The sequence below is a fragment of the Bremerella sp. P1 genome (assembly GCF_028748185.1).
Lineage (GTDB): Bacteria > Planctomycetota > Planctomycetia > Pirellulales > Pirellulaceae > Bremerella.
Window position 1 is genome coordinate 269434 of sequence record NZ_CP118164.1, and the last position, 16413, is coordinate 285846.

The 16413-nt window shown below is 55.3% G+C and carries 4 protein-coding genes; 2 read left to right on the forward strand and 2 right to left on the reverse strand.

The window, feature by feature from the left end; genetic code table 11:
- Positions 1-153 precede the first annotated feature (153 nt).
- Positions 154-8829, reverse strand: a complete 8676-nt coding sequence (locus tag PSR63_RS01170; RefSeq protein ID WP_274330019.1) for a cadherin domain-containing protein — start codon at positions 8827-8829, stop codon at positions 154-156.
- Between the two features lie 826 nt (positions 8830-9655).
- Between PSR63_RS01170 and PSR63_RS01175 the strand changes: the two genes are divergently transcribed.
- Entirely contained in the window at positions 9656-11017 is a 1362-nt protein-coding gene (locus tag PSR63_RS01175; protein WP_274330021.1) for an outer membrane beta-barrel protein, read from the forward strand.
- Between the two features lie 196 nt (positions 11018-11213).
- Positions 11214-12614: a porin gene (locus PSR63_RS01180; protein WP_274330023.1), complete on the forward strand. Its 1401-nt coding sequence runs from the start codon at positions 11214-11216 to the stop codon at positions 12612-12614.
- Positions 12615-12679: 65 nt separating this feature from the next.
- Here PSR63_RS01180 and PSR63_RS01185 read toward each other — a convergent pair whose 3' ends face one another.
- A complete protein-coding gene (locus PSR63_RS01185; RefSeq protein WP_274330024.1) occupies positions 12680-16147 on the reverse strand; it encodes a peptidylprolyl isomerase in 3468 nt (1155 codons plus the stop codon).
- Positions 16148-16413: the final 266 nt, after the last annotated feature.

Below are 16413 nucleotides of genomic sequence, written 5' to 3' on the forward strand. Positions count from 1 at the left end.
ACAGCCAGGCGCCAAGCTGAAAAGTATGGAGAGGCTTTGATTTTCCCCATCTCTAAGTTCAGAAAAGGTTTGCAGCGCGCAAAACAAGAGCCGCCCCCGGGAAGGCGCGGCCCTTGCTTGCGATCTTGATGGCTATTCGCTTCCGTCGAGCGATTAACCTTCCAGATCCGAGTTGAAATCCCAGTCGGCGAACAGATCGTCGACGTTGGTCGAGTCATCTTCGGTGGCGAAGTATTCACCGTCTTCGACCGAGTCCGCCAGCAGCAGCGACGAGTCGTCGACCACCAGGGTGGCAACGGCCGAGTCGACTTCTTCGATTTGCTGTTGAACTTCGGAGGAGGACGAGGTCGTCACACGCACACCGTTGCGAATCAGTTCGTTGTAGACGGTCGGAGCGATCGCCGCTTCGTAGCCGGTACGGCCACTGACGCTTTCGACATCCACCACGTTATCGAACACGAACGATACCGGGCTTTGGGTCTCGACCGGAACGATCGTTTCTTCAACGAACGACTCGGTGGTCACTTCAGCGTGCAGAGCAGCCGATCCGCCGGACACGGTCTGGCCCGCGGTGGCCGAAGCGTAGGCCGTTTCGAGGATCTGGACATCCAGAGCCGAAATCAGCTTACGTTGACCTGGGTCGAGCGTGGCGTTCATCACATCGCCCATGTGCTCGGTCGAGTCGAGGTGATGGGCGTAGTCATCCAGAACCGCGACAAAGTCAGCACCGATGAAGAGGCGGTTGCCTTCATGGTCGATGACGACGTTGTCATCGAATCCGGCGTAGTTCGACATGAAGCCGTACAAGTGACCCAGTTCGTGCAGGATCACGGTGTACAAGTCGTACTGGCCTTCGGCAGGGCCACCTTCCAAGTCGGAACTCCAACCCAGACCGGCACCGTCGTCATCCAGCGTCAAGATACCGAACTGTGGCAGTCCGTTTTCGTCGAGCCCCAAAAGTTCGGCTTCACCCAGTTGGGCATCGCCAAAGTCTTGGACAACCAGCTTGACGTCGATTGGTTCTTCCCAACCCAGAGCTTCTTGCCAGTCGGCAACGGCTTTGTCAAAGACGACCTGCAGGCTGTCAGGACCGCTGAGCTCAACCCCCTTACCAACCCACATCTGAGTGAAGGTTTCTGGGTACACAATGCTGCCGGCATTCTGCTTCGACTTGCCATAGTTGGCGATGAACGCCGAGAAGTCGGATAGGCCAACCTGACCGTTGTTATCGAAGTCCAACGCAGCCTTCATGGCACTGTCGGCCGTCAGCGTCGACTTGCCATAAGCACTGATGAACGCGTTGAAGTCCGCGATGCCAATCTTACCGTCGTCGTTGGCGTCGTAAGCGACTGCCCAAACGTCGACGTCAGCCGTATCAATCAAGTCTGGGGACACCATGCCGATGCTGGTGAGCATCACCTTGGTGTTGGAGGCCACCAGGCCGAGCGATTCAGCGTCCAGGTCACCGCCAACCGAGACATCGATCCCATCATTCGGCAGCGATTCGAGCTTGACGCGACCGAGCAAGACAAACGAGCCATTACCCAGGTCACCCATCTCGGTTTGGCTTCCCAAACCGGTGATCGTGCCGGCGGAATCATCGATGATTCCGGTGCGGTTCACGTTCATCGACGAAGCGTATTCAATTTCGGTCGCCGTGAACAAGTCAGTGTTGTAAGCCAGGTCGAGCGAGCCACCGTAGACGCCGGCAGCGTCGGCCGTGTTACCCCAGACTTCAACCCACACCGAGTCCCATTCCGAAACCCAGTCGGCATTGTCTGGCAGTTCGGCAACCTGACCATTGGCATCGGTCGACGTGCGGTCCTTGTTGACCGTCACGAAGACGCCTGAGCCATCTTCCAGCGGCTGACCGTCCTTGGCGAAGATCGTACCTTGCAGCGGTACACCGCCGCCTGCTTCCAACACGATGGTCGAATCATACAGGATGCTGGCGTTGATGGCCGTTCCGTCGACGGTGAATACGCCATCGATCAGTCGGCTGATATCGAAGGTCAGCGTGTAGGCCGTACCGGCAACATTGGATACCAGTGTCGAAGTCTCGGCACCGGTGGACTGAAGATCGCTGCCGGCCAGATCGTTACGTTCGGATGTCAGAGAGAGGGGCGACGCGATCACCGAGGAAATATCGGCAAAGCCTTCCATGATCTCGAAGCCGGTAAGGCTGGAGTCAAACGACGCGCCTCCTGAGGATGCGTTACCGGTCAGACTGATCGAGGGCGAGCCACCGATTCGGATCACCGTATCGCGAACCGCGACGTTGACGTTTGAAGTCGCTCCGCCGCCGACAGGAACGTCAGCGACCAAACCGAAGTTGGCTGGATCACTTCCACCAATGATCGGGTCGCCGGTCGGAGTCGGCGGGATACCCGGTGTGAAGTTCTGCCCGGAAATATCCGACAGGATGAATTCACTACCGATGATATCCATCGAGGTCGGGGCGTTGGCTGGACCATTGAATACCACGTAGACCGAACCGGTAAGGCTCGTGATATTGCCTATCCCGGCACCACCTTGTCCGTTCACTTCGGCACCACCAATGGTGCTGCCGGTTGGACCAATCAGAATCGTCGCATTGCTGTCGTTCGTGGAAACGGTAAACGTGACGGCATCCACCACCTCGATGCTTGGATAGGCGATCACCGTCTGGGCAATGGCGACATCTTCCTGAATCGCTTCGGTTTGCGGAATGAAGTCCGCATCGGTGTTGGCGTCGGCACCTGGATCCAAGTCTTCGTCGTCGGCACCATTGAGCTGAATCACCGTGCCGACATCGTTCAGGTCGATGGTCAACAGATCGTCCACCGACATCCCCGAGGTATCGACACCTTCATTGACGGTGAAGTTGATATAGCCCAAGCGGACGTATTCGCCGTCGTAGCCTTCGGAGTCAACTCCCAGTGGAAGTTGATCGAAGCCGAAGAAGGCGTTGAATTCTTCGATGGTTCCCGCACCATTGTCAACGACGCTCGAACCAGCGACACGAATCGGAGTGACCACATCGCCGTTGGTCGTCGACAGCAGCGTGTTATCGAAATTCATGTTGAAGGTGACGTTACGGAAACCTTCGATCCAGGCATTGCCCGGGGTCACGTCATCCTCGCCGACGAGCGTGGTACCCCAGATTTCAATGGTGAAGGTCTGGCCGTCCGCCACGCGGGTGAGTCCGGTTGGCAGTTGCCCTTCCGACAGACCAACAAACGCATTGGCCGGATCCGAAGGCATGCTGACCGGGATCAGTTTGAAATCAACAGCACTCTGGTTCGTGACTTCCACACCAACATTCAGCGGAGTCGCTGCGGCCAGCATATCGCCGGCGGCCTCAGCGGCGTTGAACTGCACTTCAAACGGCGTGCGATCCTGGGCAACCCCGTAGTGAAGGAAGGTAATCGTCAAACCGCCCGTGGTCGGATCGCTGTCGTAGCTGATCGACTGCACATAGTCCAAAGCCTCGATGGCGGCCTGGTTGGCAATCGTCAGTTCAAGTGCATCCCCTTCCGGATCGGTATACTGGCTGAGGAAACCAAAGGCCTTGTTGGAGAAAAACTTCGTATAGAAGGCATCTCCAATGGTGCCGATTTCGGTGCTTGTGAGAACACTTTCATCGACGATCGGCAGGTCGAAGTCTGCACCGGTGAATACCGGAGCTTCGTTGACGTCACCCACGTCTACGGTGAACTTCTGCGAATCGGACATCAGGTTCGAGCCTGGCGTTGGGCCACCGTTGTCGGTCACCTTGATTTCGAGCGTGTACGACGGGGTGCTCTCGAAGTCGATCGTGGAGTTATCCGCGATCGTGATATTGCCACTGCTATCGATGGCAAACACACCGTCCGGATCGCCACTGACGATTTCAAAGGTGAATGTATCGACGATCGTCGTGTCGAGATCGCTGAATGCCACCGTCCCCACAGCCGTGCCATTAATGTCGTCCTCGACGATACTGAATGGACCAGGGTTGTTGGTGATCGTCACCGCTTCGTTAACGTTGTTGATCGTCGCCGTGATCGACTCGGGCGTCATGTTATTCACGGCGTCGATCGCGAAGACCGTGAAGGTGATCTCGGTATTGGCCTCGTAGTTCAAGTCCGTGTTGTCGATGATCGAGATCTGGCCGGTGATCGGATCGATGTCGAACGTTCCGGTTGGATCGTCGATGGAGTAGGTAACCGTTTCCCCTTCAGGGTCGGTTGCCGAAACGGCCGGCAAGCCCGTACTGCCGGTACCGGTGTTTTCGTTGACCGAGAAGTCGTAGGTACCTGGATTGTCGAAGGTCGCAGGAGGGTTCTGGAAGACGCGAATCGTCAGCTCGATTGGATCGAGCCCAAGATCGCCATCCGAACTCAGGCTGGCACCATTGTCGTCGCTGTAGTTAAACGTCAGCGTGAAGAAACGTTCCTGATTCACGAACATTTCGTCCGGGACATTCTTGATCAGCGAGATCGTTCCGTCGGTGCCGAGCGAGAAGTACTCGAAGCCAGTACCGGTCATCGCGACCTGGGCGAATTCAATATTGTCGCCTTCAGGATCGGTCGCGGTCAGAATGCTGGAGATGTTCCCCAGACTAACCGGCGTGGCAATGAACTCGTCATCGACATCGACAAACGGGACCTCAAACGCGCTGGTTGGCGACGTGTAGATCGGGAGCTCATTGCGTGGATTGATGGCGATGGTGATATCGCCGGTCACCGTGCTGTTGGCTTCGCCTTGGTTGTCGTCAGCGGTGATCGTCAACGTAATGCTTGCAGGAGTCAGCCCCTCGAAGTCGAGCAGTTCGGCCATGTCGACCTGAATTTCGCCGCCGACAATTTTAAATGCACCGGAGACATCGGTCGAAGTTCCAGTGATCACAGCAGCATCGATGTTGTAGCTGAGGCTCGCAGCAGCGTCGATATCGGCGAAGGCACCGCTCAACGTGTAGACGACATCGTCTTGTTCGGCACCCAGCGAACCGGTCTTCGTTTCGACGAATTCATCGACGTTCAGTCCAGCCGGGGCCATGAAGGTTGGGCGGTCGTTCTTGTCGTTGACCTGGATGGTGATCGTCTTAGTGCTCGATCGGCCCACGGCATCGGTCACGACCAGGTCGATATCAAACTCACCGCCAATCCCACCCAGCGAGTTGACGTTGTCAAACGTCAGGCCGGCGGCATTGGCAACAACCAGTTCGTATGTGTCATCGTTCGGGTCACCGTTGCCCATGTCGTCCAACAGGACCAACTCGAACAGGCCAACCAAGCCAGTATTGGGGAACGAAGCGTTGGCTTCCAAGGTGAACGTAAACAGGTCGTTTTCGGTATCGGTTGCCGAAAGAACGAGCGAAGGAGTCAGGCTCGATCCATTCGGGACCGAAATAAGGCCATCGACGTTCTCATCGATCTGGAAGGTGTCTCCTATCGGCGTGGTAAAGACCGGGGCATCGTTATCCGTGACAGTTATTTCAATGTCAAACGGCCCCATATTGATGCCGGGGGTATCTGTGAGCAGCGTGTTGTCGTCGTCAAACGTGAACTCGATGGTGAACGTTTCCTCACCATCCATCCCGAGATCACCCTGCGTCAATGCCTTAAGCAGCGAGATCGTCCCATCGGAGTTCAGTTGGAAGAAACCATCTTTATCCTTGGCAATGGAGTAAGTGAGGGTGTCACCTTCTGGATCCATCAAGCCAAGATCGAGACTAAACGACGAAACATCCCCCGCGTCGTCCACATCGAGCAGAGAAATATTCGGGAATTCGATCTTGTCGTTAGGAATGATCGGCAGTTCGTTCAGGTTGATGACATTGATATCAATATCTTGCAGAGCCCCCAGCATCACGGCGCCGTCATCGAGAGCAAGGATGGTCAGCGTGTAGCCATCCAGCCCAGGCGTTTCGAAGTCGAGCTTCGACGAATCGGCTACGATGATATTGTCACCGCTGATAGCAAAAGCACCATTGTTTCCACCGATGATCGAGAAGGTGAGCGTGTCCAACGCGTCTTCATCGGTGAAGTAGTCCTGCAGATTGGCGACGACCATGCCGTCGACCGTCACTTCAGTGCTTGCTGCTGCATTTTCATTGATCTGCAGCGGTCCGCCCGGAGCGACAGCAACCGGGGCGTCGTTGACGTCGGTCACGTTGATGGTCAGCGTGAACTCATCGTCGAGCACCATTCCGACTTCACCCAGGTTTAGGCCGTTGAGGTTGTCGGAAACTTTGATGTACAGCTCGAAGGACGTGGTGCCACCTTCGAAGTCGAGCGAACTCTTGTCGATAACGGTGATTATGCCGGTCGCGCTATCGATATCAAAGATGCCTTGACCGCTTCCGCCGGTGATTTCAAACAGGAAGGGAGGGTCGTCGGCGTCAACGTCGGTGGCGAAGATCGTGGTGACGACCTTACCGTTCGCACTATTTTCTTCGACATCCACTGAAGCTCCACTGGTAATCACAGGAGCTTCGTTAACATCGATCACGTCCACGGTGACCGTCTGAGTCACCTTATTCACCGAGCCGACTTCGCCGGTCAGGTTGTCTTCTACCTGGATTTCCAACGTGTACGAGTTGGTCGTTTCGAAGTCAAAACTAGCGCCCGTCTTCACGGTGACATCGCCAGAACTGCCGTCGATTTCAAACAACGACTGACCCGTTCCACCCACGATGGTGTAAGTCAGGTCGCCAGGGGCATCGTCGTCGGCATCCTCGTCCGTGGCAGAAATTGGACCGCCATCCACCGTCGTTCCGACGGTGGCGTCTTCTCGAACGCTCAGCATGAACGGAGTTTGATCGAAGACGGGAGCTTCGTTGACGTCGTTCACCTCAATCGTGATGTTCTGCTTGGTCGTCAAGCCCGCGCCACCCAAACCATCGCCGCTGCTGTCGGTGACCTGAATCTCGACCGTGAAGGTACTCTTGTCCTCGAAATCTAAATTGGCTGTCTTGCTTACCTGGATTTCGCCGGTGCTCGGGTCGATGTTGAAGTAGCCTTCGTAGCCTGCATCGATACCGGTGATGGCATAGGTCAATACATCGCCCGATCCGTCTTCAGAATCCGCCGTTACTGAGCCAACGGACGTCCCCAAAACCGAGTTTTCGTCGACAAAGAGCGTGCTGGCGTCGATCGTCGGTGAATTATTGCTGAAAACGGTGAATGGCGTTGCGCCCGAACTGTTACCAGCCGCATCCGTAGCCACGAAGGTGAAGTTGTTTTCTCCCAGTGCCAACGTGATACCGTCGCCCATCACGAAGCTGAAGTCACCCGAGCCGTTGGCCGTGGTCGTGGCGACGACCGCCGATTTGCTGTCGAGGATTTCAACCTTCGCATTCGGTTCGGTCGTTCCGCTGAACTCAGCGTAGTCGTCTCCGGTGAGGTTGGGGTTGAGGCTCTTGTTATCCAACACAATTCCGGCGACGTCAGCCGGCGCGAGCGTATCGATCTCGATCGTCAGAATGGATGATGAGGGACCTTCGTTGCCAGCGGTGTCGGTCGCAGTGGCTGTGATTTGATGTGTACCTTCGGCCAATCCATCATTCACCGTCGGAGTGAACGTCGCCAGACCGCTACCATCAGCAATGACCGTACTTCCATCAGTGAAGGTCTGGATATTGGAAGAGAAGGTGACGCTAGAACCAGGCTCCGCGATCACCGTAAACGTTGGCGTGGTATCGTTGGTCAGATCGTCCGAGTCACTGTCGCCCGTGTCGCTACCGGCGACTAGATCGGGTGTGGCTGGGGCAAGAGGAGCGATCGTGTCAAACTCGAATGCCAACTGGAATGGCGTAATGCTGGTGTTACCCAGTTCGTCTTCTGTCGTGACTTCCAGCGTGAAGGGACCGTTGTTAAGGACCGTGCCAGAAGCGAGCAGGGAATCCAGGTCGACAATGCTTAGCGTGAACGTGATTTCATTGTCGGTTTGGTTCAGGTCCTCAATGGTCCCAACCGTCGCCGGATTGGCCAGGTCGATGCTGCCGCTGCCACCTACGATGGAAACTTGTGCCGAGACAATCTTGCTGAAGTCGGTGATCGTGCCGCTGATACCAGTCGTGTCGTTGGTGATGTTGTCGGTCGGCGACAAGCCGGTATCGTCGACGACGGCAGCTTCAACCGCCGGTGCTTCGTTGTCACCGATCAGATCGAGAATGACCGGCGCGCCCCCCATGTTCGATTCAACGTAGCCAACTTCGAAGCCATCGATCTGGCCATTCAGGTTGGCGTCGAAGGCAGCGTTGTACTGCGACGTGTTGAAGTCGATACCGTAAACCGATTGGAAGTAGGCAGCCGTGTTGTGATTGCCAGCACCGCGTGCTTGCAGTTCGGCGGCGACCGCTTGCATGTACTCCGTTTCCGAAACGGAGCCGTCCGCGTCGGTCGAACCGAATAGCATGACCTCTGCCAGGAACCCACCCGATCCCGAAGTTCCCCCAACTTCGATCGTGAAATTTGATCCTGCCGAAACCTCAAAAAGCACCACGCTATCAGTGGTGCCATTGGAGTCGGCCATGGACTGCATCAGTGGTACGTGATTGGCCGGATTATTGCGGTCCGTATCCTGAATGAATACGAGCGGTACCGCGGGATCCAGGTCACCGCTGGTGCCCTGAATGCGAAGGGCGACGATGGCCGTGCCGGACGAAGCGTCAACTTCCAGTTGAAGGTCCCGCGTGTCGCCGGGCGATGCGATTTCGAGATTGTCGACGAAGTCGAGCGTATTCGCGGCGAGCAGATCGCGAATCTCGAGGCTTTCCAATCGCATGCTGCGATTACCGCGAATAGCTTTGCGCGGCTTATTGGAAGCGAGAGAGTGTTTACGAACGAGAGTAGTGTTTTTCATACTTTGCACCAACGGCCAATCAAAGTTCCCGGGGAATGGTCGGTTTGCAGTCTTAAGTGGAGAGTGGGGTTTACGAAGACTAGGGAGAAGGGGGTGAGCCTAGCCTTGAGACTCCGTGTTCTGAACAGACAGTCCACCTGGATTAGAGAGGAATGCTCGGATCAGGTAGTTCCATTAAAATCAGGGGTTGTATCAAATTCAATGAATTACCAGCATTCTAATTGCCCATTCTCGCCATTTTGCCCATGCAACGCGTCAATTCCGAGCTAAGCGTTACGCTCTGTGGCTAAAAGAGGGCCTCCAGATCCACCCAATACTCTCTGCAACGACTTATTATTTCTGGGTTTACATCGCATTGCCGGCTCTCTCAGCCAGCCGTGACGGCAAAATAGGATACACAGGACAGATAGAGCCTTTGTCAGTTATAGCGACTTTACTGCCAAGTTGTTGCGCTTATGCCGTTGGACGGGGATACCCACACTCGCCAAGCCACACGATCAGCAAGGTTGTGCAGGTCATCAGCAATACCGCGAGTTGCCTAACCAGCCGCAACGGCGTCCTGGCTTCCCCAAAGAGGCGACTTCAAGATGGGCAGTCTGCGTCAACTTTTCCAGCCAATAAGAAGTAAACCTAGTGATATCCGGTACTTCCGTCAAACTTTTGATGGCCAGGAAACCGAATCCAATACGGACAACGCATCCGTTCAATTTCACACGGATATTGCCAACATCGCGAAAGATCGTTGCCAACGGAATTCACGACACGTTGTACTTCACCCGCTTCCCAAACGCTTTGCGTCGGGAATTGAGTACAAGGAATGGGAAACATGCTCCGTCGCCTGACGACTGCCACCCTGGCAATCGGCGGCCTGATCGTAGGCCTCAACACAACTCAGCTCCCTGCTCAGGACTTCTTCCAATCCGAGGTCCAGAACACTGAGCTAGAAGTTGTTCCCGTTCTGTATGCGGAGTCGACCGCGAATGAAGCGGCTGCTACCCAAGCGATCGAAATGCAACTAACCAACTGCGATAGCTGCGAGAAGGGCTTTTGCGGAACATGCTGGGACCAATGCTGCTCGGGAGACTGGTTCGTTGATGGCTGGCTCGAGCAGGGATACACCGCAAACACCGACCATCCTGGCAGTAACTTCAATGGCCCTTTGGGCTTCAACGATCGTGCTGACGACTATCAACTCAACCAGATCTACCTAACCTTCGGAAAGAACGTCAACGAGGATTGCTGCAGCTGGGACTTCGGCGGCCGAGTCGACGTGCTTTACGGAACGGACTACTTCTGGGTGGAATCGAACGGCCTGGAACGAGAGCGTGATGGCTCCCGCAAATGGAACGGCCAAGGGCCGCGAGATGGCGATACGCGAGCCCTCAACGGCTTGGCACTTCCCCAGTTCTACGCCGAGACCTTCATCCCGGTTGGTTCCGGCTTGAAGGCCAAGTTCGGGCACTTTTACTCGCTGCTGGGCTACGAAACGGTGCCTGCTCCTGAGAACTTCTTCTACTCGCACAGCTATAGCTACGTTTACGGTAACCCCAAGACTCACACGGGCTTTGTAACTTCGTATAGCCCGACCGACCGCCTTTCCATCCAAGCGGGTATAACCAACGGTTGGGACAACTTTGAGAATATCAACGGGGCTTATGGTTTTCTGCTGGGTACGAGCTGGTCCAATGGCGTTTCCGGAATATCGTACGCCATGCATACCGGCAGCGAAGATCCAACCGGCAACCAGAACCGTTACACGCACACGATTGCTTACACTCGTAAGCTCGGCTGCAATTGGGATTACGCCTTGGTACACGACTATGGCGTTCAGAACGATGCGTTCCTGAACAGTTCGTTTGCCGCAGAGGAAGCCCAGTTCTACAGCTTTACAAACTACCTCTACTATCGCTGGAGCGATCAGCTCTCGTTTGGTGGTCGTTTCGAATGGTTTTGTGACGAAGACAACTGGCGTATTCAACAGGTTCCTGTCGAAGTGTTGTTTTCTGGCCGCAACTACTATGACATCACCTTGGGAGCCAACTGGAAGCCTTGCGACCACGTCCTCATTCGTCCGGAAGCACGGTACGACTGGTCTGATCTCAACCCGCTTGGCACGGACGGTGTCTTCAACGACTTCATGAAAGACGACATGTACACCTTCTCAGTGGATGTCATCTTGTTCTTCTAAACCTGAGGCCAAGCCTCAGGCAAACAGGGCATTCGCCATGGATGCCAGCAGCGACGCTGCTACTGCTGGCACAATAATCGCGCAAATCGATTCAATTCGTATCAACTGGGCGGGTCGGGAATTCCGATACGACTGATACGATTTGTAGAATCGCCCCTGAAAGGTTTGCGCGGCCCCCTGGCCGGCATTAGCAGCCATGAAAAGCACTTATATTAACAAGATCGTCGCCTGCACTTGCCTGATCGGAGCTGTCCTGGCTTCCCCCGTGTTTGCCCAAACAAGCACTACGGAACCAGTTCTGCGCGCCGGCAGCCAAGTCGAGCAAGCGTCGGCTCTCATGCCAGCATCCCTGGTCTCGTTAGAAGCGGGCGAGATGATGGTAGAGCCTTCTAGTTCTTGCTGCGGGGGCTCCGGCTGTGTTGAATGTGCTGGCGTCTGCGCGGCGCCATGCTGGAACCTGTGCGATCAGTGGTTCTTCAATGGCTGGTTAGAACAAGGCTTCACAGGTAATCCCAATGCTGATGGCGGCCTTATTGGCCCCGCCGGTACCAACGGCCCCCTGATTTTCAATGATCAGGCCAACGAGTACATGATGAATCAGCTTTACCTGTCGTTCGGACGAGAAGTTCGTCAGGATGCCTGTTCATGGGACCTCGGCGGCCGCGTCGATGTGCTCTATGGAACCGACTACTACTTCATTCAGGCAACCGGCCTGGAAACGTACGACGACAACTCTCAAAAGTGGAATAGTAGCACCGGTCCACGTAACGCTGGCAACGCCGGCTTGTACGGTATCGCTCTGCCACAGTTCTACCTGGAAGCCAACGTGCCGTGGGGAAATGGCCTGAATCTGAAAGCAGGTCACTTCTATACCATCATGGGTTACGAGTCGGTGATGGCTCCTGAGAACTTCTTCTACACGCATTCTTACATGATGCAGTACGGAGAACCATTCACGCACACCGGTATCCTGGCGAGCTACCCAACCTCTTCCTGCATGACCTGGTACGGTGGTATTACCCGTGGCTGGAACACATTCGAGCAACCCAACGGCCAAGTCGGCTTCCTGGGTGGTTTCCGCTGGGTGAGCCCCCACGAGGCGACCAAGTTGAGCTTCACGCTGCATACCGGAAGTGAAGACCCAACCGGCCAGAACAATCGCACCACCTACAGCCTGGTCTTCCAGCAACGGATCAACGATTGCTGGACCTATGTGCTGGAGCACAACTTGGGCGTCGAAGAAAACGCTCGCCTGAACACCTCGAACGATCTAGCCCAGGCAACCTGGTTTGGCATCTCGAACTACTTGTACTACACCGTCGATCCATGCCTGGACTTGGGCATTCGCTTCGAGTGGTTCGACGATCGCGACAACGCCCGAGTCTTCGGTCTGCCGAATGACAACATCACCAGCGGCGGCGATTACTACGAGGTCACGCTGGGTGCCAACTATCATCCGAACTCCTGGTTCATCCTGCGACCGGAAGCCCGTTGGGACTATAGCGACTTGTCCGCTCCAGGCATCAACGGTGCTTATGACAACGGCACGTCCAAGAACCAGTTCACGATCGGCTTCGACGTGATCACGATCTTCTAATCAAGCTCACCACGAGTGACGGTGCCGCCGAGGTAAGAGCCTGGCGGCGTCATGCTTGAACTGGCTTAGTCTTCTTCGCTGCCGAAAAATTGATCGACAGCCGAAACGTAGAAGCTCTCTTCAAACGTGTCCTGATCCCAATCGATCAGTCGCTCGCCTGGCAGGATGGTCGCGCTCATCAGGCCCTCGGCCGAATGCTCTAGACCAGCAACGTGTCCCAACTCGTGCAAGAGGACCGACAGAAGGTCGACCTTGCCGGAAGCCGCGGAAGTGCTCGATGCGAGCAAACGGCCGCTCTGGCTATCCAAGCTGAATTCAGACGAATCAAGCGGAGTCGAATCGACGAACCAGCCCCAACCGGCTGCGTCATGATCGAGATAGATCGTGTTTCCGATCGTCGACGCTAACTGACTACCTGGCAAGTCGACGATTTGAATGGTCACGGCGTTCGTGTCGCTGGTGATACTGGAGTTAATCACCACAGGCGGCAGGGCAGTGGTGATTACGTCAACGTCTTCGGCCAAGAGAGAATCTGCACCGCCAGCAGCGTTGACATTCGATACGAGAATCGAGTTGCTCATCGCCGCCTGGAGCAATGCCGGAGACCAAACGAACCCGTTACTCACGCCGTCATAGGTATCACCAAAGGCCGTCTGGAAAAACGAGAACCCGCTCCCCAAAACATCGCCTGTCAAATCGAAGTCAATGAACGAATTGGAATTGCTATTTCCGACGGTGCTGATAAATACGCTGAAATCGGCGATGCCAACACGGCCATCGTCATTCAAGTCGTAAACCATCGGCAGCAAATGCACCGGAAGGTCCACGTCTGTTGTGGGGCTACCAATCACACCAACGCCATCGACGGTCAACGACGCGCCTGTCATCGACGTGAGGAAGCTACTGAAATCGATCCCCAGTGTTCCACCAACCACAGGAGCATCCAGTCCATTGGCAACCGGCGTGAACAGAATCCTTCCCAGGCGGATACGCTCCCCTGAGTTCAAACTTACGCCTGTGGATGATACGCTGATCGTCGCAGTACCCGAACCATTGTTTACGCCGGAACCCGACTCGGATGTGAAACCAGTATCAAAAACAATCGAGCTTGCTTGATACATGGATGGATCAAAGTTCAAAGTCGTCGAAGCGGCCGTGATGGTATCGCCGCCGGTACCATCAGGCGTGACCCAGACTTCCACCCAGAACGAATCCCATTCGCCAATTACTTCATCACTTTGCGGTCGGCTATCGACGATACTGTCGCCGCCGGTATCCGTCGCATCCTGCACCGCCGAGATCGTGAAGTTGGAAACATCACGCACGTCGACCGTGACCGTGGCAGTCGACTCCATGCCATCGTCATCGATCGTGTAAGTAAACGTATCGGTACCAGTAAAGTTCGCCGCCGGCGTATACTGCACGTTGTCACCAGCCACCACAACCGTTCCGCCGGCTGCCGTGGCGTTGGATGCCAGGGTAATCAATACCGAAGAGTTCTCTTCGCCAGGGGCTCCCTTATCATCGTTCTTAAGAACCGGCAGGAGCGTGGCCGTATCTCGATCGGCCAGGAATACATCGTCGAATGCTTCGGGTTCGTCATTGACCGGAGCCACGGTCAGGACCACCGTGGCAGGCGTACCGAAGAGCCCGAAATTGTTCGCCACGTTGTACTGAAACGAAACGGTCCCGTTGAAATCTGCAGGGGGCGTAAACGTGACGTCGCCTGTCGCATGATCGACGGTCAGTTCACCCACCGCTGGCTGAGACAAGAAGTTCAGCGTTCCGGGATCGAGCGAAGTTCCGGAATCGGTATCATTTGCCAACGGATTGAAGGTCACCGATTCGTCTTCATTCAAGCCGACAGAATCCTGGTTCAATACCGGACGATTTGCCACGGTGACTTGAATCACCTGGTAGTCAAGCGAGCCTGTGATGATTTCGCCACCCAGGTCATTCGATACAGCCACGACAATGTTGTAGACGCCCGGCGTCAGTCCAGCACTCGCGTTGATTTGAAGCAAACCCGTGGAGCTATCGACCGAATAAACGAGCCCGTTAGGAGCGGTGGCAGGGATGTAGTGCTGTTGCGGATCGAAGTCGGACTCGTCGTAGAAAATCAGATCATCCCCATCCAGATTGGTAGCATTCATCTGAAACGAATAGCTACCACCGGGAGTCATGGTGACATCAGGAATGAACGACAGAAAAGGATTCGAGCTGTAGTTGGCGTTGGGTGCGTACGTAACGTCAAACGACCGACTTAGTGTGTTGCCTTGCCCATCGGATACCGTAACGGTAATGGACTCCGTCCCCGATGCCCCATCAGGAATCTTCAATCGCAGGACACCATTCTCCATGTCGATAAAGGTTGTCACCTCGTCCATGACGACATTCCACTGAGGCGTCGTGCCCGAACCGGTGTAGGTACCGCTGATCGATTCGCGGACGACTTCCCCTTCGGTCAGAAATCCAAAGACGCTGTGCTGGAAATCTAAGTGCGGGGCAATCCCTTCCATGATGAAGAACTGCGAGTTGTTGCTATCGTCCACCGACTTGGCATACGACAAGATGCCGGTGCCGTTATGCCGCAGGTTGGGATTGTATTGATCGTCGAAGTTCGGGAGAGACGATCCGCCCGTTCCGTTTCCATTCGGATCACCACCTTGTATCACAAAGCTTTCGTAAACTCGGTGAAACGTGATACCATCGTAGAAGCCACTTTCGGCCAGTTCGATGATTCGTGAAGTTGCCCGTCCGGCTTCCTTCTCGAACAGGTAAAACTCCATCGTCCCGTATCGGCTCGTGTAGATCCGCAGGCTTTTGTTGCCCTGCATCACCGTAGCGATAACGTCTCCTGACGAAGACGTCACGGTGTACGTCAACGGCTCGCCGGACGGAGAGTAGCCATCCAAGGCGATATGATACGACTGCCCCGAGATCAGCCCGGTTTGATCAGGGATCTCTTCAAAGTACAAGGGCTCGCCCTGGGGGATGGTGACGCCGGTGTAATCGAGAAGCTCTTCGATTTCGAGCACACCAACAACTCGCGTACCGTCCGCGAATACCCAGGTGGGTAATTGGGTGATATTGTTATCGATCCCGATTTGATTCAGCGTGTGATTCGGATTGGTCACCTCGACGAACGGTAGATCGTTGTACCCTTCGCCAAAGAGGCCTTTCTGACGGGTACAGTGCGGACACCAATCCGCTCCGAAAAAGATCGCTCCACTATCCGCAATCGCTTTGGCCAGGGCCTTCATGTCGACGTTGTCATAGGTGACACCGTCAACCGTTACGGACTCGCCCTCGAGTGCCAATGCCTCGCTGCCCATGGCCGCGTCGAGAAGCTGTCGCGATTCCAGCTGTTGGCCTTGAACCTTCCACTGGCTTCGACGTCGCTTGCCGGCTGAGCAGGGCGCAGGGCGGAGCCGATTCGCCCGCAACAGGATGGCAGCTAGAACCGAAACGGCCAGCAACAATCCGATCACAACGAAGGTGGCAATGAAGATAGTAGGATCAGCGACGGACATAGATGACGGGTCACCAGTGGGATTTTGAGCAGGGGAAGCACTTAGTCCGACAGGCGCCAAGACAGTTAATCTAGTCAATTTACGCAAGCGCGGAGTCGAACTTCTATGGTAGTTGGGGCAGGGATACTTTCCAGTGAAGTTCCGCTTATAAACCCTCTAAGTAGACATTCCCTTAGTGCCTTGGACGCTCGACCGCCCGCTTGCGTTCCCGTTTTGCGCATAAAAAAACGCGGAACCGCCAAGGCCGTTCCGCGTTTAGGTTTACG